The organism is Mycobacterium vicinigordonae, assembly GCF_013466425.1.
In the GTDB taxonomy this organism is placed as follows: Bacteria; Actinomycetota; Actinomycetes; order Mycobacteriales; family Mycobacteriaceae; genus Mycobacterium; species Mycobacterium vicinigordonae.
The window spans coordinates 5,263,959-5,280,809 of sequence record NZ_CP059165.1; the positions used below are offsets into that span (position 1 = coordinate 5,263,959).

The following is a 16,851-nucleotide window of genomic DNA, read 5'->3' on the forward strand; positions in this document are numbered from 1 at the left end:
ACCCTGGGTATTGACTAACGGGTGTGATCTCCCTAACGTTTTGAACTATCCGACGGAGGGACGGTAACGATGACCACTGCCGTGCGACCAAGTGGACCGAGTCGCGAAGAATTCTCCGAACGCCTGCTGAAGGGCTCGATCAAGAAGTCCTACGAGCCCGTCGTCGACATTGACTGGGATGCCCCACTAGACCCGGACCGCTTCTTTCTTCCACCGCGGCTGGTGTCGCTGTACGGCACGCCGATGTGGGACGAGATGACCCGCGAACAGCAGATTGAGTTGTCCCGCCAGGAACTGGTCAACACTCTCTCGGCCGGGATCTGGTTCGAAAACATGCTCAACCAGTCGCTGTTGCGCACCATCCTGCACGAGGACCCCACCAGCCGCTCGACGCATTACAAGCTGACCGAATTAGGCGACGAAACCCGTCATATGGTGATGTTCGGCAAAGCCATCGAGCGGGTCGGCGCAAAACCGGTGCGGCCGAGGCGGTTTCACCGTTGGGTGATCAACCTGCTGCCCTTGGCGTTTCAGCGCGGGTCGATGCTGTGGGTGGCGGCGCTGATCGGCGAGGAGATTTTCGACTCGCTGCAACGGCAGATGATGGACGATCCGGAACTGCAGCCGATCATCCAGCGACTGATGCGGATCCACGTCACCGAAGAGGCTCGCCACATTCAGTTCGCCCGCGACGGGGCGCGCAAGCGGGTGGCCGAGATGCCCCGGATGAACCGGTGGTTCATGGCCAACATCAACGGGCTCGGTGGTTACTTCTTCAACTACCTGTTCAGCAATCCGGTGCCGTACGCCCGCACCGGGCTGGATGTCAAGCGGGCCAAGCGCCTGGCGCGCACCAGCCCGCACCGCCACGAGGTACAGGTCACCGGCTTCGCACCGTTGGCAGCGTTTTTGACCGAGGTCGGGCTGATGGGCAGGATCGGCCGCAGGGCATGGAAACGCAGCAGGTTTCTGTGACCGTAATCGTCGGTGCCGGAGCCCGCGGCATCGAGACTGCACTCGCACAAGCCGGTGTCACCGACGTTGTAACTCTCGAGCGGGCCGTGCTGCGTTCGGAATTCGACGAAGACACCGATTCCTGGACCCTGCACACTGACCAAGCGCCGGTGCAAGCCCGCGTCGTCATCGCCACGGATCAAACGCGATTCACCCCGTGGATACCGGATATCGATGGCCGCAGCGACTTTCGAGGCGAGTATTTCCACGCGGCGGACTGGGACCGGTATTTTCACCCGGATGGAAAGCGCGTTGCGGTGCTCGGCACCGATTCGTGGGCCGGCCATCGCCTCGGCCAACTGATCGAATCGGCGCGCTCGGTGACCGTCTTTCCCCTTGCCCCGCGCCGGGTAGTCACCGACATGCCCCGCTGGACCACCCGCGCAACGCGCCGCCTGCTTCGCCGCCGGCCGGATCCGGGCCCAGAAATCGGATCTGCCGTCACTGCCATCACGACGACGGGCATCCGGACCCACAACGGCATCGAGCACGGTGTCGACGCGATCGTCTACGGCACCGGCTTCGCGACCGTCGACGAGACGCTGATCGGCGTGGGTGGGCGCAGCTTGCGGGAGGCCTGGCAAAGCGGCATGGAGCCATTCGCCGGGGTAGCCGTCCACGGCTTCCCCAACTACTTCGTCCTCGTCGGCCCCGACATCCCCACCCAGGCGCGCTACATCGCGCACTGCGTGGCAGAGATGCAGCGCACCGGCAGTCGGCGCATCGAGGTGCGCCGCTCCAGCCAGCAGGTGTTCAACGAACGCGCCCACTTGGGGCCGATCTCGACACCCGCGCCGACCGGGGCGTTCGAAACTTTCGAACTCTCCTCTGGCGCGCCCGAGTACGAAGACACCTACGACGGTGCCGCCACACTCGAGATCAACGGCACCCGCCATCCGGTACGCGTCCGACTGACCGGTCACCTCGATCCGCTCGACGGCAACTACCACTGGCAGGGAACCGCATTCGACGTCCTGCCGGACGACTCGTTGAAGGCGAGTCGAGCGGGCACACTGCGCATCGGGCAGCGCAGTGCGCCCGCTCGCATAGTTGAGAAGACGCCGTGGGGCACCCACTCGGTCGCCGGGATGGGTGCGCCGCCGTACCCGCGCTGAGCGTCCCGCTACTCCCTTTGGATTGAAACGCCCGTGGTGTGGTTATTCCCACTCGGGAGATTGACCGCGCGCGAAGCGGGGTAGGACTGTATGGGGTGCGCGCGACGGGCGCGCTGCGCAGTAGGCGACCAGCGAGAACGGCGAGTTCGGCGTGGTGATGTATAGGGGTTTGGCTCGGCTCCAACGGGGGCGGAATTGTGATGCGTATCCATCGCGCCCGGGCGTGGACGACACGCGCAAAGCGGCCTTCGCTTTCACAAATTGGACAATTTGTCCGAAAATACATCTCAGCCGAGGGCAGAGGCGGCACCACTGAAGGAATTGACGACGGGGCAGAAGTTCGAGGAGCTGGAATGAGCGCGGTGGCCAAGACCCCCGGTTCCGTGGCCCTCACGGCGCGCACTGAGCAAGGTGTGGTGGTGTTGACCGCCGACGGTGTGCTGGACACCAGCAACGCAGCCGAGCTGCGCGACAGCGTCACCAAGGCGACGCTCGACGTGCCGGCCGCGGTTGTCGTCGACGTCAGTGCTCTGCAGGTTTCCGATGAGACGATGTGGTCGGCAGCGTTAGTCAGTGCGCGATGGCACATGAATTCCCGTCCGGATGTCCCCATCGTGCTCGTATCGGCTAACCGCGCGGCCCGCGACGCGATTACCCGCAGCGGCGCTGCCCGGTTTATGCCCGTGTACCCGACCGAGAAGGGCGCCCTCAAGGCCGTCACCCGGCTCGGGCGGCGCAAGTTGCAGCACGCGCAGGCGCAGCTGCCGGCCAACCTGTCCAGCCTGCGGGAGTCGCGCCAGCTGGTCCGAGAATGGCTCACCAACTGGTCGAAACAGGGACTGATCCCAGTCGCCTTGGTGGTGGTCAACGTATTCGTCGAGAACGTGCTGGAGCACACCGGAAGCGACCCGATAATGCGGATTGAGTGCGACGGCCAGACGGCGACCATCGCTGTTTCCGACACCAGCAACGCCGCCGCCGTCCGGTTGACGTCGCCACCGAAAGGGATCGATGTGTCCGGCCTGGCCATTGTCGACGCGCTGTGCCGCGCTTGGGGAAGCACACCAACGTCGTCGGGCAAGACGGTGTGGGCGATCATCGGCCCGGAGAACCAGCTGTAACGCACTAGTTCGACGGGTCCCATGCGGGCCGAACTGGAACACGTTCTAACCTCGATTGAGGTGCCCCTCTGACGAAAGCAGGGACGACGTGCGGTTCAGCTACGCTGAGTCATTGACCGACCCGCAGTTCTACATTCCGCTGGCCATGGCAGCCGAGGCCGCCGGTTACCACAGCATGACGATCGCCGACAGCCTCGCGTACCCGTTCGAGTCCGACTCCAAGTACCCGTACACCCCCGACGGTGGCCGCGAGTTTCTGGACGGGAAGGAGATCGTCGAATCGTTCGTTCTGGCAGCGGCATTGAGCGCGGTGACGACAAACCTGCGGTTCAACTTTTTCGTGCTGAAGCTGCCGGTGCGGCATCCGGCGTTGACGGCCAAGCAGGCCGGATCGCTGGCCGCGATGTTCGGTAACCGACTGGGCCTGGGCGTGGGCAGCAGTCCGTGGCCGGAGGACTACGAGCTGATGGGTATCCCATTCGTCAAGCGCGGCAAGCGGATGGACGAATGCATCGAGATCATCCAGGGCCTTACCACCGGAGAATATTTCGAGTTCCACGGCGAGTTCTACGACATTCCCAAGACGAAGATGAGCCCGTCTCCTACCCAGCCAATCCCGATCCTGGTGGGTGGCCATGCCAACGCAGCGTTACGGCGCGCCGCGCGCCTCGATGGTTGGATGCACGGCGGCGGCACTTCCGACGAAGAACTCGACCGACTTATTGCCCGAGTCAAGAAGTTTCGCGACGACGAGGGCAGGAAGGACCCGTTCGAGATTCATGTCATCTCCACGGACGCCTACACTGCCGACGGCATCAAGCGGCTCGAAGACAAAGGTGTCACCGACGTCATCGTGGGCTTTCGTTGGCCCTACATCATCGGGCCCGACAAAGACCCACTGGGCAAGAAGATCCACCTGCTGGAGAAATTCGCCGACCAGGTGATTGCGAAAGTCTAACGCCTACAGCGAATCCCAGTTGGGTGTCCGTTTTTCGCGGTGCGCCATGGCGGCTTCGGCCGGATTGTTAGTGAAGCCGGTCAAAATCTGGGTGCGGTTCTCGATCTCGATGGCGTGCCGCAGGCTCGGCGCATCCAGCGCGGCGTTGAGGCCAATCTTGGTTTGCCACACGCCGAAAGCGTTGTTGGCGGCGATTTCTCGCGCCTTGTCCAGGGCCGCGGTCATCAGGTCTTCGGCCGCCACCACTTGGTGCACCAGCTTGATTCGGTAGGCCTCGTCGGCGTCGATCATCCGCCCGGTCAACATCAGTTCGCGGGCCGTACCGGCGCCGACGATCTTGGGCAGCAGATAACTGGTGCCCATGTCCATCGACGAGAAGCCGGCCTTGATGAACGCCGAACCGAAGCGAGCGTGTTGCGCGGCAATCCGGATGTCGGAGTGCAACGCGAACGCCAATCCGCCTCCAACGGCCACGCCGTTGACGGCGGCGATTACCGGGATGGGCAGTTCGTAGAGTCGGATGAACAGCTCGGCCAGTCGCACCTGGGAGTCGTAGCTGACTTTGAAACGCGGGGTCGACGGCCTGACGTCGGTCCAAGCCTCGCCGGTGCCGCTCAGGTCGGCCCCGGCGCAGAACCCCCGTCCGGCGCCGGTCAAGATCGCCACCCGGTGCTCGCCGCGGCTCAGCACGTCCAGGGCGTGGTCGGTGGCCATGATCAGCGCTCCGTCGATGGCGTTCAACAACCTGGGCCGATTGAGGGTGAGGCGGGCGATGCCGTCTTCGACGGTCTCCAGCGTCACCGCGGGTTCGGATGCCATCTGTGAACCGTAAGCGACTCAGGCAACGTTCAGTTAGCGGGCATACGGTGAAACTCACCGGTATCGAGGGAGCAGACATGGCGCGCGCCGACGACGACACATGGGACCTGGCCAACAGTGTGGGAGCCACGGCCACCATGGTCGCGGCCGCGCGGGCAGCCGCTACCCGACGGCCTAACCCCGTGGTGACCGACCCGTTCGCCGAACCACTGGTCCGCGCCGTAGGCCTGGACCTGTTCACCCGGATCGCGGCCGGCGAGATCGAGCCCACCGACGTCCAGCTCGGCTTCCCACGCATGGTCGACACGTTCGCTGCACGCGCCAAGTTCTTCGACGACTATTTCGCCGACGCCGGAGCCACCGGCCTGCAGCAGATCGTCATCCTGGCATCTGGGCTGGATTCGCGCCCCTACCGGCTGCAGTGGCCGGCAGGCACCGTCGTGTACGAGATCGACCAGCCCGAGGTGATCGAGTTCAAGACGTCGACCCTGGCCAAAATCGGCGCGACACTGGGCGTCGAGCATCGCACCGTCGGCATCGACCTGCGCGACGACTGGCCGGCAGCGCTGCTGGCCGCCGGTTTCGACATCGAGCGCCCAACGGCCTGGCTTGCCGAGGGTCTGCTGATCGGATTCCTGCCGCAGGACGCTGAACTGCGGTTGCTGGACAACATCGTCTCGCTCAGCGATTCGGGCAGCCGCCTGGCTGCCGACTACGGTCAGGTTGCCGGACAGTCGGCGCAAACCCAGCAGCAGGCGCAGCACATGACCGACCGGTGGCGCGAACTCGGTATGGACCTCGACATCGCCAGCCTGACCTATCCGGGCGAGCACACCGACGTCGCGGCGCACCTGTGGGCGCGCGGGTGGAATACGGTGACATCGGATCTCGGCGATCTCTTCAGCGGCGCCGGGTTCGCTCCGCTCGACGACTTCGCGCGCCAAGGCCAGGCCAACGCGATCAGGTTCGTGCGCGCGTCGGCGCCCTGAAGCGCAAGGCCGCTGCGCACGGTCAGCCCGAACGTTTGGCCAGCCACTCGGCCTGCATCGCGAACAAGCTGAGCAAGTCCGGCTGCGGGGTGTCGGGGTCCAGTTCGCAGTAGCGCCGGAAAATGTTGACCACCACGCGCTCGGAGTCCAGCCAGGATGCGTACTCGCCCAGGTCGACGGCGTCGACAGCCTCCGCCAGCGTGAGTCCCTTGCGGTGCGCCTCGTCAGCCTGCTCGGTGAGGTGCACGAAATAGCTTCGCACTGCCCGGATTCCGTCGGGATCGGTGACCGGGCCGTGCCCCGGGACAACGATGGGCGCATCCAGCGCGATCATCGTGTCGCACGCTGCGATCCAGTTGGCGATCGGTCCGGCCCACACGATCGGCGTGCAGCCAATGAACAGCAGGTCCCCGGCGAACAGCACCCCGGCGTCGGGCACATGCGCCACCGAATCGGCGGCGGTGTGCGCGGGTCCCAGGTTCAGCAGGTCCACCCGTCGCCCACCGACCTCGATGGTGAGCTCGCGCTGGAACGTCTGGTCGGCGTTGCGCAGGGTGATGCCACTGAAATCGAAGGCCCCGAACCGGTCTCGCGCGAACGTCGTCGCGACCGGGCCCAAGTCGGCAGTCTGGATGCCGACCAATCGGTCGACGCCGGCTTCGTGGGCGATCTCCGCGGCGGTGTCGGCAGCTGCAATTATGCGAACGTTGCTGTCCAGTAACTGGTTTCCGTGCGTATGGTCGCCGTTGGAATGGGTAATCAGGGCGTCGGTAATCGGCGCGGAGTCGGTGATCGGCCGCATCGCGTCGAACATCTCCTGGGTCAGCGCCAGGTCGAATAGGGTGTCCACCAATAGGGAACCGCCAGCGCCGGCGACCAAACCTGCGTTGCTCCAACCGTATCCGCCGTCGGGCAACGTCCAGGCCCATACCCGGTCGGCGACCTGGTGCAGGCCGCGGGTGTAGGGCACCTTGCCCGGGGCCCGATTGACGCGGGGCGCGCCGTTTTCAAAGGCCGGATTCGGCCTCGGCGCAAGCGGATACGGCGCTGGGGTGGCCCGCACAGTTTGCCGGGTCTCGCCCAGACCTTCGACCTGCAGCGTGACCACATCCCCGGCGCGCAGCCAGCCCGGGAACGCATCGCCTTTGGGCAGGTGCTCGACGAGCGTGCAGGTCGGCACCGTGCCGGATCCGATCACGTCGCCTGGGTATAGCGTGACCCCGCGCGAGATGTAGGAGATCACCTCGGCGAAGGTCCAGTCCATTGTCCCGGTGGAGCCCGAGCCGATGACGGTGTCGTTGACCCGCGCGGTCACCCGCAGGTGCAGCCTCCCGTCGCGGCGATAGGCCTCGAGTTCGTCGGCGGTGACCAGATACGGGCCCAGGGTGACGCCACTGTCTTTGCCCTTGGCCTGCCCGATCCGCAGCTGCCCCTCCAGCATCTGCAGGTCGCGGGCGGACCAGTCGTTGAAGATCGTGTAGCCGACGATGGCCTCTTCGGCTTGTTCGACGGTCAAATTCTGGCCGGTGGTCCCGATCACCGCGGCAATCTCTAACTCGAAGTCCTGCCAGGCACTTCCGGGTGCCATCGGAGCGTCGTCGTAGGGTCCCAATACTGTTGCCGGGCAGGCGAAGTAGAACGCCGGGATGCGGTACCAGGTGTCCATTAGCACGCGCCCGCCGCCGGTGGCCTCCTGGCAGTTGCGCATGTGGTCCAGAAAGCACAGCGTGTCGCGGATCGACGGAGGACGCCCGATGGGCGCCGCAAGGGTCACCTCGCTCAGCGCCACGGTCGAATCGGGGGATGCAAGCGCCCGCTCGCCGGCCTCGCGCAGACCGCCGCTCGCGATCAGCTCGAGCAATGTCGTGCCCCGCGGAAGCGGGTGGATCGTTTCGCCGTTGAGCACGCCGACGCGCACGCCGTCAGCGCCTCGATACGTCACCCATTTCATTCTCGACTTTTATCAGATTCCATTTCCGTGGACCTGTTCCAGGTGCAGCATTTCGATAACTGCGCACTTCCAGCCATGATCCGGGAGTTCCACTAACGGTGCCTGGAAGGCAGTTCGTGCGTACGCCCCGCCTACCTCTGCTACTCCCGCACCACCTCACTCGCCTTCTTGTCAGGCCGCAGCCCGCGCCAGCTCGACTGCCGCAGCCGGTTGTCCGGAGTCCATTCGCCGTAGCGCACCTCGCCCACCAGCGTCGGACGCAGGAACGTGACCCCCTTCGCCTCGCGGGCGGGAAGTGAGGCGCCGAAGGGTGATTCGTCGGTGTGCAGCGGCTTGAAGGTCTTCTTCAGGTCCGACAGTTCGCGTTCGGTGAACCCGGTGCCGACCCGGCCGACGAACTGCAGGCCGTCGGGACCCGGAACGCCCATCAGCAACGCTCCGATACCGCTGCTGCGTCCGCCCTCGCCGACCCGCCAGCCGCCGATCACGACTTCCTGGGTGTTCCAATGCTTGTCCTTGACCCAGGAGGCCGAACGGCGGCCCGGCTGGTAGGTCGAGTCGCGCTTCTTGGCGACCACGCCTTCCCAGCCATGCTTGCGCGAGTACTCCAGGGCGTGCGCTCCGTCGTCGCCGGGCAGTAGCGGCGGGACGATGAGATCGCCGGTGCTGGCCAAAGTTTCCAGCAACTGGCGCCGGTCGGCGTACTTAGCCCGCAACAGCGATCGGCCATCGAGGTAGAGCAGGTCGAATGCCCAGAATTCGATACGTGTGGCACGGACCCGGTTCTGCAGTTCGTTGAAGCTGGGCACGCCGGCTTTGTCCAAGGCCACTACTTCCCCGTCCAGCACCAAATGGTGATCCGCGAATGCGTCAGCCACAGAAGCAAGTTGGGGGAACTCTTTGGTGACGTTACGTCCGCTGCGGGATCGCAGCCGGACAACTCCGTGCTCGGCGTCTACCAACAGCCGGTAGCCGTCCCACTTTCCCTCGAATGCCCACTGTCCCTTCGTCAGAGTGGTCACCGACCCGTGCGTGGCAAGCATCGGAGCCAGCCCGTCGAAGTCGAATATCTTCTGTTCCTTCATCCGGTGCGCCAGCCATTGGTCCCCGTTGGTCTGAATTAGCGCATACCGTCCTGAAATTCGATGGCCGTGCAGGTTCACGATCACCTCGTGATCGTTGAACTTCTCGGCCTCGTAGGTGCCCGAGTCCCAGACGACCACCCTGCCGGCGCCGTACTCACCCTTGGGAATTTCGCCCTCGAAGCCACCGTATTCCAGCGGGTGGTCCTCGGTGTGCACCGCAAGGTGGTTGACCGAGGTGGTCTCGGGCAGGTTCTTCGGCACTGCCCACGACACCAGGACCCCGTCGCGTTCCAGCCGGAAGTCGTAGTGCAGCCGACGGGCGTGATGTTCTTGAATGACGAACGTATTGCCCTGTCCAGCTTCAGGTTTAGACTTTGGAACCGGTTCGGGGGTCCTCGACGCGTCGCGCATGCTGCGGTACTTTGTCAGCCGGTCGGGGTCGGGTGCTGCGGGATCGAGCGCGGCGATCAGGTCACCGTCGCGGTGCACCCGCGCCAGCACCTCGTCGTAGCGCAGCTGGCTCAATTGGGTGTCGTCGAGTTCGGCCCAACTGCGGGGCGCGGCGACGGTCGGGTGCTCGCGGCCACGAAGCGAGTACGGCGCGATGGTGGTCTTCGAGCCGTTGTTCTGGCTCCAGTCCAGGAACACCTTGCCAGCCCGCAGGCTCCTGGTCATCGTCGAAGTGACCAGTTTCGGCATCGACTTCTCCAGTTGCTGGGCAACGCGTTTGGCCAGCACGGTGGCCCCCCGGCTGCTGACTGGCTCGTCCAGTGGCGCATACAGATGCAGGCCCTTGCTGCCGCTGGTCAACGGGTAGGTGATCAGCCCGATGCCCGCCATCAGGTCCCGCACGGCTCGGGCCACCTCGGACAGCTGGGCCATCGCCACGCCCTCGCCGGGATCCAGGTCGAATACCAGCCGGGTGGCCGGGCCGGGCGCGAGACTTTCACCGCCGCGCGTCCACTGCGCGACGAATCGCCATTGCGGCACGTGCACTTCCAGTGCGGCCTGTTGGGCGATCCAGGCCAGTCCGTCGGTGCTGTCGATGATCGGGTAGGTGGTGGTCCCGGACCGGTGGGTGACGCTGGCCCGCGGCAGCCAATCCGGGGCGGACGACGCCAGCTGCTTTTCGAAGAACGACGGCTTGTCAACTCCGTTGGGCCAGCGCTTGCGCGTCGCCGGCCGCCCGGCAATGTGCGGGATCATGAACTCGGCGATCCGGGTGTAGTAATCAAAGATATCGGCCTTGGTGGTCCCGGTCGCCGGATAGAGCACCTTATCGGCATTGGTCAGCTTGACCCGCTGCTCCGGTGCCGAACCCATACGGCCAACGTAGTCCTGCCGGCAACGCCCATCTCGTACCCTCAGCGGACGGGTAGCTCGGAAGTTCTCTTGAAGGGCGACGCTGGCGAGAGCTACGGGAAAGTCCCGACGCCTTCCGCACTCCAGTTTGATTGCCTTCGCGCCAATCTTGTCGGCAAGAGAACACAGCCAATCGTTGTCGCTTCAGAGGCCGCCTCGCCAGGTGGTGGGGAGCGCAGGTGCGGCGGGGTTGTCGTTGAACGGGTCACCGTCGATGGTCATCAGTCCGGTTGCCTCGGCGTCCTGCTGGATTCCTTCGGTGCCAGGGAAGCCGCCGCTGACACCAAATGCGCCGGCGTTGCGGCCCGAGGCGGTGGCCGATGGCGGCGGCACACCGTCGGAGTCGACGACGGGTCCGGCGTCCATCGTCAAGTATTCGTCACGGTGACCGCGGCTCTTGAATGTGGTGCCCCGCCGCCGCCGGGCCCGGCTCTTTTCGCTCGCGCAGGCAGCCTGACCGACCGAAGCGGCTGCCAGGTTTGCGGCGGCCTCCTTCGCACCGGTGTCCTCGGTGAGGGTGGGGCCGCAGCCCTCGTCGGGGTAGTCGCCACGCACGGCGTAACCGGCAAAATCGGCGCCGACGGGCGTCGGGCTCGCCGTGGCTGTGGTTGTCATCGACGCGGGCGAAGCCAACGTCCCTGTCGGCGTGGGTGTCAGGGATTCCACCACACCGGATACCCCGATCAGGTGGTCGGTGCGCGGTGGCGCGGTGGCAACTGCGTTGTCCCCGGCGGGTATGGCGACCGGCACCTCGGCGGGTGCGAACGCATGCGACAACAACTCGCTGAGCCCGACGGCACCCAAGGTGATCAGGGTTGGAATCCAGGCAGGTGCTGAGTAGATGAGCCCCCAGGTCGTCGATCCGACGGGCCAAGTGAACAGGTTGTAGGCGACTGCGTATAAGAACGGCCACCACGTCACCAATGCCGTCTGGGGATCGGTGAGGAAGTCGGTGATCAGCTGCTGGGTGTTGGCAACCGGGTTTTGCAGGAATTCGACGATCGGAGCAAACATCTGTTCGAGGGTGTCGGCATAGTACCTCAACAAAGCGGTGACGAAGTTCGAGTTCTCCAATGCCGCAGCGGAATTGGCGGCCCGATCCGAAGCGACGGTCTGCATGGAGGTGGCCGCCGAATTCTCCTCACCGACCAGCTTGTTCATTATCGAAGGCGCCGCGATGCTGCGCGGGGCGGCTGCCCGAACGGAGTTGGTGACGTAGTCGTACACACTCATCGTGGTGGCGGCCTGCACCCACATCCGAACGTAATCGGACTCATTTAGCGCGATCGGTATGGTGTTGATCCCGAAGAGGTTCGTGGCCACCAACGCCGCATGAGTGGCGTGATTGGCGGCAAGGGCCGCCAATGTGGGCATGGTCGACAATGCGCCCAGGTAGGCCACGGCGCAGGCTTCATGTTCGGCGGCGCGGGCCGCACTGTCAACGCTGGCCTGAGTCAGCCACGCCAAGTAGGGAACATGGGCGGTCGCATATCGCTCGACGGCCGGTCCAGCCCATGCACTGGCTTGGACTTGCGTGAGCAGCGCCGCCAATTCAGCTGCTGCAGCGGCATACTCAGCGCTCAGAGAATTCCACGCGCTTGCCGCCGCGACCAGTGCCGCCGGCCCGGGACCAGTCGAGATCAACGCCGAGTGCACTTCGGGAGGTGCGGCCATCCACAGCGACGCGGTCACCGGACAACCCGCCACAATGTACGAGTGATCTGCAGAATGAAGGACAACTCCACGCGCTTGCGCCCCGCCTCTCAAAGGCCGTATCAGGTCGCGGGAGCTGCCCCGGGTGGGTCCGCTGAAGCCAGAATAGTGATGCCCTTAACAAATTGTAAGAGTGGGCGAGGAAAGTGACGGATGTCTCCTAAACGGGCGGTCGGCCGCCCTGCGCGGATCTCGGTGGCAGACATCGAGCGGATCGGCCTGGGCATCGGGTTGCGAGACCTCACCGTTGCAGCCGTCGCAACCGAACTGGGCGTGAGTCCGGCTGCCCTATACCGGCACGTCGGCGGAAAGTTCGGCCTGGAAACGCTGGTCGGCGAGCGCATCTTGTCGGAACTGCGCTTAGTCGACAATCCCACGCACGATGTTGCCGAGCATCTGGTAGCGACTGCCGAGCAGTTTCGTGGTTTCCTGCTCGCCAATCCGGGCCTGTCCAGCTATGTCCAAGTTCTATTCCCCCGAGGGCCGGCCGGCGAGGCGTTGATTGCCGGCCAGATCAGCTCGCTCATCAATCGGGGGTGCAGTGCCGAGGCCGCGATGATGGCATGCACCACCGTCGCACTGATCGTCATGAGCGTAGCGGCCGCGGAAGAGAACCGTCGCGACCGCTCGCGTCAGGTGGCCGAAATCGAACGCCGCCGCCAGGAGGCTCTGGGGGTATACGCAAAACATGGCCTGGCCGATACCGAGATGGACGCCGACGCTTACTTCAGCTACGTCATCCGCTCGTGCCTCAACGGCATCCTGCATACCACCGGTATCCAAAGCGGCGACGACACATCAAGCGCCGCAACAGGCTACGACTCCAGCACCGCTTCAACCAACTGAAAAGGCAAGGCCGGACTCTGCGCCCGATCATGTGAGACGATGTTGAACCCGACATCGCGCAGTGCGTCGACGATACCGTCGCCGAGCACCTCCAGGGCATCCGGCTTCGCAACCATCCTGATGACGAACTCAACAGTTCGGCCACCGCGCTCGGGCACATCCCAATCCGCCGCAATCACCCGACCACCGGGCCGCACCACCGGCGCTGGTTCGGCGTAGGTCAGAGCACGGTCGCAACTGGATATCTCATGCAGTCCATAACATGAAATGGCGGCATCAAAGGTGTTGTCGGGGAATGGTATCCGCGCGGCCGACACGTGCGTGAACCGGCGTGACAAGTAGCCAGAACCCGCGCATACCTCCAAGATTCGCCGGCCAGCTACGCCGATAAGTTCGGCAACCCGCTCATGCGGACGACCAGCGATCTTTGGATTGTAGAACTCAAGTACCTGGGCGCCGAACATGAACTTCACCCGATTCGAGATCACGGTGCCACGATACGGTTCGTGTTCGTGGCAACCCGATCGTCTGCACTGCCTTGTTCCGCGACGCGCTAAGCGCCAGGGCGCCAAGTCTGGAACGCTGGAGCCCATGAGTTCGCGGGGGCTGGTGATCGGCGAGGCGTTGATCGATATCGTCGGCGGCCAGCCGGAGCGGGTCGGCGGCAGTCCGCTGAATGTCGCCGTCGGGCTGGCGCGACTAGGTCGCGGTGTCGACTTACTGACGCACCTCGGCGACGACGATCGCGGACGACACATCGCGGAGTACGTCGAACATGCTGGGGCTCGGCTTATTTCGGGAAGTGTTGCGGCGCAGCGCACACCCACCGCGGTGGTCACTCTGGCCACGGACTCCTCGGCGAGCTATTCCTTCGATCTGGATTGGCGCCTCGACGGCACGCCGCCGGTACCGCCGCCGCTATTCGTGCACACCGGATCCATAGCCGCGGTGCGCGAGCCGGGTTGCCTGGCGGTGGCCGCGTTGCTGAACGCCTACCGCGCGTCGGCAACGGTCACCTTCGATCCCAACATCCGGCCTTCGCTGATCGTCGATCGCGACCAGGCGCGAGGCCGGATCGACAAGCTCGTCCAACGCAGCGACATCGTCAAGGTCAGCGACGAGGATCTGCGGTGGCTTGCACCCGAGCGGTCGCCACTGGACACCGCGCGCGGCTGGCTGGCGTCCGGGCCCGCGATCGTCGCACTCACCATGGGCGAGCGAGGAGCGCTGGGGCTGTGCGCGGCCGGGGAGGTCACCATGCCGTCCTATCCCGCGACGGTGGTCGACACCGTCGGCGCCGGTGACGCCTTCATGGTCGGGATGCTTGACACCCTCTGGAGACTGGAGCTGTTCGGCGGTGACCGCCGCAGCCGGCTGCGCCGGATCGGGCCCGACCAGTTGCGCTCGGTCCTGGAGGTCGCCGCCGCGGCGTCCGCGCTGGTGGTCACGCGTGGGGGTGCCGATATGCCCAATCGCGCCGAGCTGAGCCAGTTCCGACGTACATGACGCCAGCACCCGCCGGGCAGCGTCACATCGCAGCCTGATTACGTTCGCGGATAACCAGTGCATAAGCGGGCATACTGACGCAATGCGCTCCATTTGGAAGGGCTCGATCGCTTTCGGCCTGGTAAACGTTCCGGTCAAGGTGTATAGCGCCACCGGGGACCACGACATCAAATTCCATCAGGTGCATGACAAGGACAACGGACGCATCCGCTACAAGCGAGTCTGTGAGGTGTGCGGAGAGGTCGTCGAATACAACCACATCGCCCGCGCATTTGAGTCCGACGACGGCAAGAGTGTGGTGATCACCGACGACGACATCGCCACCCTGCCCGAAGAGCGCAGCCGCGAGATCGAAGTGCTGGAGTTCGTCCCGGCCAGCGAGGTGGACCCGATGCTGTTCGACCGCAGCTACTTCCTGGAGCCCGATTCGAAATCCTCGAAATCGTATGTGCTGCTAGCCAAGACGCTCGCTGAAACCGATCGGATGGCGATCGTGCACTTCACGCTGCGCAGCAAGACGCGGCTGGCCGCGTTGCGCGTCAAGGACTTCGGCAAGCGCGACGTGATGGTGATCCACACGTTGTTGTGGCCGGACGAGATCCGCGACCCCGACTTTCCGGTGCTGGACAAGGAAGTGGAGATCAAGCCGGCCGAACTGAAGATGGCCGGCCAAGTGGTGGAGTCGATGTCCGACGACTTCGACCCGGACCGCTATCACGACACCTATCAGGAACAGTTGCAAGAGCTGGTCGAGGCGAAACTCGAAGGTGGCGAGGCATTTACGGTCGAGGAGCAGCCGACGGAGTTGGACGAGTCGGAAGACGTGTCCGACCTGCTGGCCAAGCTGGAGGCCAGCGTGAAAGCACGATCGGGTGGCGCAGCGGAAGCGCCGAAGAAGAGCGCCGCGAAGAAGGCGCCGGCCAAGAGAGCCCCCGCCAAGAAGGCACCGGCGAAAAACGCAGCTGCCAAGAAGGCAATAGCGAAAAAATCCTGACCCGCTAGGGCTTTAGCAAATGAGCATCGTGTGTTCAACTCCTATCGTGTGTTCAACTCCTATCGTGTGTTCAACTCCTATCGTGTGTTCAACTCCTATGGAGTGGTTGTTCACCTATGCTCATCGTGCTGCCGACTATTCAGAGGAGTCGCCGTGAAATTCGGTCGATCTGGCGCCGTACTCAGCCTGCTTGTCGTTGCGGCTTTGACCATGTCGGGCTGTGGCGGCAATTCGGGCAATACGTCGTCGTCGGGATCGAGTGCAGCGCCTGTCGTCCCGGTGGACTGCGGTGGCAAGAAGAAGATCCTGGCCGGTGGCTCCACCGCGCAGAAAAACGCGATGGAGCAATTCGTCTACGCGTACATCCATGCCTGCCCCGGCCACACACTGGACTACGCGGCCAACGGATCCGGCGCCGGTATGGCGGCCTTCATCGCCGGCCAGACCGACTTGGCCGGTTCCGACTCCCCGATGAATCAGGAAAAGGGTGAACCCGATAGTGCACGAGCGCGCTGCGGCTCGTCAGCCTGGGATATTCCGGTGGTGTTCGGACCGATCGCGGTCACCTACAACATCAACGGCGTCAGCTCGCTCAACTTGGACGGACCCACGATTGCGAAGATCTTCAACGGCGGCATCACCAAGTGGGACGATCCGGCGATCAAAGCGCTCAACTCCGGGGTGAACTTGCCTCCAACCCCGATCCATGTGGTCTTCCGCTCAGACAAGTCCGGCACCACCGACAACTTCCAGAGGTACCTGGACGCGGCCTCCAACGGCGCTTGGGGCAAAGGCGCCGGCCAGGTGTTCAATGGCGGTGTCGGTGAAGGCGCCGCCGGCAACGACGGCACGTCACAGGCGATGAAGGCAACCGACGGTTCGATCACCTACAACGAATGGTCTTTCGCAGAGGGCCACCAGCTGAACAAGGCTCAGATCATCACCTCGGCCGGGCCCGAGGCCGTGTCGATCAGCCCGGAGTCGGTCGGCAAGACCATCGCCGGCGCAACCTTCAGCGGCGGAACCGAACCGAACGACCTCGTCGTGAACACCTCGTCGTTCTATCGGCCGACTCAGCCCGGCTCTTACCCCATCGTGTTGGTGACCTACGAGATCGTCTGCTCCAAATATCCCGACGCCCCCACCGGCCAGGCGGTAAAGGCTTTCATGCAAGCCACAATTGGCGACGGCCAGATTGGCTTGCAGGAATACGGTTACATTCCGCTGCCGGACTCATTGCAGAAGAAGTTGATACCTGTCGTCAATGCAATCGGATGACCGGCAGTCATAGTAGCCATACCAGCAGGCAGCCGGCACGTTGCGCAGCGGTCAGTTCCACTATGTCGACCAAACCGCTTCGCCAATGTCTAAACACGTC

The 16,851-nt window shown here is 64.3% G+C and carries 14 protein-coding genes; 9 read left to right on the forward strand and 5 right to left on the reverse strand.

Features of this window, described 5'->3' with window-relative positions; genetic code table 11:
- Positions 1–69: 69 nt before the first annotated feature.
- The 4 genes from H0P51_RS23440 to H0P51_RS23455 all read left to right on the forward strand — a co-directional run bounded on the left by H0P51_RS23440 (position 70) and on the right by H0P51_RS23455 (position 4,208).
- Positions 70–975 (forward strand): AurF N-oxygenase family protein, encoded by a 906-nt coding sequence (locus H0P51_RS23440; protein WP_180915218.1) that lies wholly within the window; start codon positions 70–72, stop codon positions 973–975.
- Positions 951–2,129 carry a DUF4873 domain-containing protein gene (locus H0P51_RS23445; RefSeq protein WP_180915219.1) on the forward strand — a complete coding sequence of 393 codons (1,179 nt, stop codon included), beginning with the start codon at positions 951–953 and terminating at the stop codon, positions 2,127–2,129. Before H0P51_RS23440 ends, H0P51_RS23445 begins: the two co-directional genes overlap by 25 nt.
- A 353-nt stretch (positions 2,130–2,482) precedes the next feature.
- A complete protein-coding gene (locus H0P51_RS23450) occupies positions 2,483–3,250 on the forward strand; it encodes an STAS domain-containing protein (protein WP_180915220.1) in 768 nt (255 codons plus the stop codon).
- 88 nt (positions 3,251–3,338) lie between these two features.
- On the forward strand, positions 3,339–4,208 hold the full coding sequence (locus tag H0P51_RS23455) for an LLM class flavin-dependent oxidoreductase (RefSeq protein ID WP_180915221.1): 870 nt from the start codon (positions 3,339–3,341) through the stop codon (positions 4,206–4,208).
- 3 nt (positions 4,209–4,211) lie between these two features.
- Here the strand turns inward: H0P51_RS23455 and H0P51_RS23460 are convergent, their stop codons facing one another.
- Positions 4,212–5,027 (reverse strand): enoyl-CoA hydratase/isomerase family protein, encoded by an 816-nt coding sequence (locus H0P51_RS23460; RefSeq protein WP_425488912.1) that lies wholly within the window; start codon positions 5,025–5,027, stop codon positions 4,212–4,214.
- A gap of 77 nt (positions 5,028–5,104) precedes the next feature.
- Between H0P51_RS23460 and H0P51_RS23465 the strand changes: the two genes are divergently transcribed.
- Positions 5,105–6,016 (forward strand): class I SAM-dependent methyltransferase, encoded by a 912-nt coding sequence (locus H0P51_RS23465; protein WP_180919189.1) that lies wholly within the window; start codon positions 5,105–5,107, stop codon positions 6,014–6,016.
- A 22-nt stretch (positions 6,017–6,038) separates the two neighbouring features.
- Here H0P51_RS23465 and H0P51_RS23470 read toward each other — a convergent pair whose 3' ends face one another.
- The 3 genes from H0P51_RS23470 to H0P51_RS23480 all read right to left on the reverse strand — a co-directional run bounded on the left by H0P51_RS23470 (position 6,039) and on the right by H0P51_RS23480 (position 12,106).
- Positions 6,039–7,967: a fumarylacetoacetate hydrolase family protein gene (locus H0P51_RS23470; RefSeq protein WP_180915222.1), complete on the reverse strand. Its 1,929-nt coding sequence runs from the start codon at positions 7,965–7,967 to the stop codon at positions 6,039–6,041.
- Between the two features lie 140 nt (positions 7,968–8,107).
- Entirely contained in the window at positions 8,108–10,375 is a 2,268-nt protein-coding gene (locus tag H0P51_RS23475) for an ATP-dependent DNA ligase (protein WP_180915223.1), read from the reverse strand.
- A 183-nt stretch (positions 10,376–10,558) separates the two neighbouring features.
- A complete protein-coding gene (locus tag H0P51_RS23480) occupies positions 10,559–12,106 on the reverse strand; it encodes a PPE family protein (RefSeq protein WP_180915224.1) in 1,548 nt (515 codons plus the stop codon).
- Positions 12,107–12,322: 216 nt separating this feature from the next.
- Between H0P51_RS23480 and H0P51_RS23485 the strand changes: the two genes are divergently transcribed.
- Positions 12,323–12,973 (forward strand): TetR/AcrR family transcriptional regulator, encoded by a 651-nt coding sequence (locus tag H0P51_RS23485; protein WP_180915225.1) that lies wholly within the window; start codon positions 12,323–12,325, stop codon positions 12,971–12,973.
- Here H0P51_RS23485 and H0P51_RS23490 read toward each other — a convergent pair.
- Positions 12,943–13,461: a class I SAM-dependent methyltransferase gene (locus H0P51_RS23490; RefSeq protein WP_180915226.1), complete on the reverse strand. Its 519-nt coding sequence runs from the start codon at positions 13,459–13,461 to the stop codon at positions 12,943–12,945. The two genes, H0P51_RS23485 and H0P51_RS23490, sit on opposite strands and share 31 nt — an antisense overlap.
- A 103-nt stretch (positions 13,462–13,564) precedes the next feature.
- Here H0P51_RS23490 and H0P51_RS23495 point away from each other — a divergent pair, with 103 nt between their 5' ends.
- The 3 genes from H0P51_RS23495 (at position 13,565) to pstS (ending at position 16,751) form a co-directional block, all read left to right on the forward strand.
- Entirely contained in the window at positions 13,565–14,479 is a 915-nt protein-coding gene (locus H0P51_RS23495) for a carbohydrate kinase family protein (protein WP_180915227.1), read from the forward strand.
- An 82-nt stretch (positions 14,480–14,561) separates the two neighbouring features.
- Positions 14,562–15,473 carry a non-homologous end joining protein Ku gene (gene ku / locus H0P51_RS23500; RefSeq protein WP_180915228.1) on the forward strand — a complete coding sequence of 304 codons (912 nt, stop codon included), beginning with the start codon at positions 14,562–14,564 and terminating at the stop codon, positions 15,471–15,473.
- Positions 15,474–15,626: 153 nt separating this feature from the next.
- Positions 15,627–16,751 carry a phosphate ABC transporter substrate-binding protein PstS gene (gene pstS / locus H0P51_RS23510; RefSeq protein ID WP_180915230.1) on the forward strand — a complete coding sequence of 375 codons (1,125 nt, stop codon included), beginning with the start codon at positions 15,627–15,629 and terminating at the stop codon, positions 16,749–16,751.
- The last annotated feature ends 100 nt before the right edge of the window (positions 16,752–16,851 follow it).

Excerpts from the sequence above, each read along its gene's own strand:
- ku (WP_180915228.1), top strand. The coding sequence starts at position 14,562 with ATGCGCTCCATTTGGAAGGGCTCGATCGCTTTCGGCCTGGTAAACGTT.
- H0P51_RS23445 (WP_180915219.1), top strand. The coding sequence starts at position 951 with ATGGAAACGCAGCAGGTTTCTGTGACCGTAATCGTCGGTGCCGGAGCC.
- H0P51_RS23450 (WP_180915220.1), top strand. The coding sequence starts at position 2,483 with ATGAGCGCGGTGGCCAAGACCCCCGGTTCCGTGGCCCTCACGGCGCGC.
- H0P51_RS23440 (WP_180915218.1), top strand. The coding sequence starts at position 70 with ATGACCACTGCCGTGCGACCAAGTGGACCGAGTCGCGAAGAATTCTCC.
- H0P51_RS23470 (WP_180915222.1), bottom strand. The coding sequence starts at position 7,967 with ATGAAATGGGTGACGTATCGAGGCGCTGACGGCGTGCGCGTCGGCGTG.
- H0P51_RS23460 (WP_425488912.1), bottom strand. The coding sequence starts at position 5,027 with ATGGCATCCGAACCCGCGGTGACGCTGGAGACCGTCGAAGACGGCATC.
- H0P51_RS23495 (WP_180915227.1), top strand. The coding sequence starts at position 13,565 with ATGAGTTCGCGGGGGCTGGTGATCGGCGAGGCGTTGATCGATATCGTC.
- H0P51_RS23465 (WP_180919189.1), top strand. The coding sequence starts at position 5,105 with ATGGCGCGCGCCGACGACGACACATGGGACCTGGCCAACAGTGTGGGA.
- H0P51_RS23475 (WP_180915223.1), bottom strand. The coding sequence starts at position 10,375 with ATGGGTTCGGCACCGGAGCAGCGGGTCAAGCTGACCAATGCCGATAAG.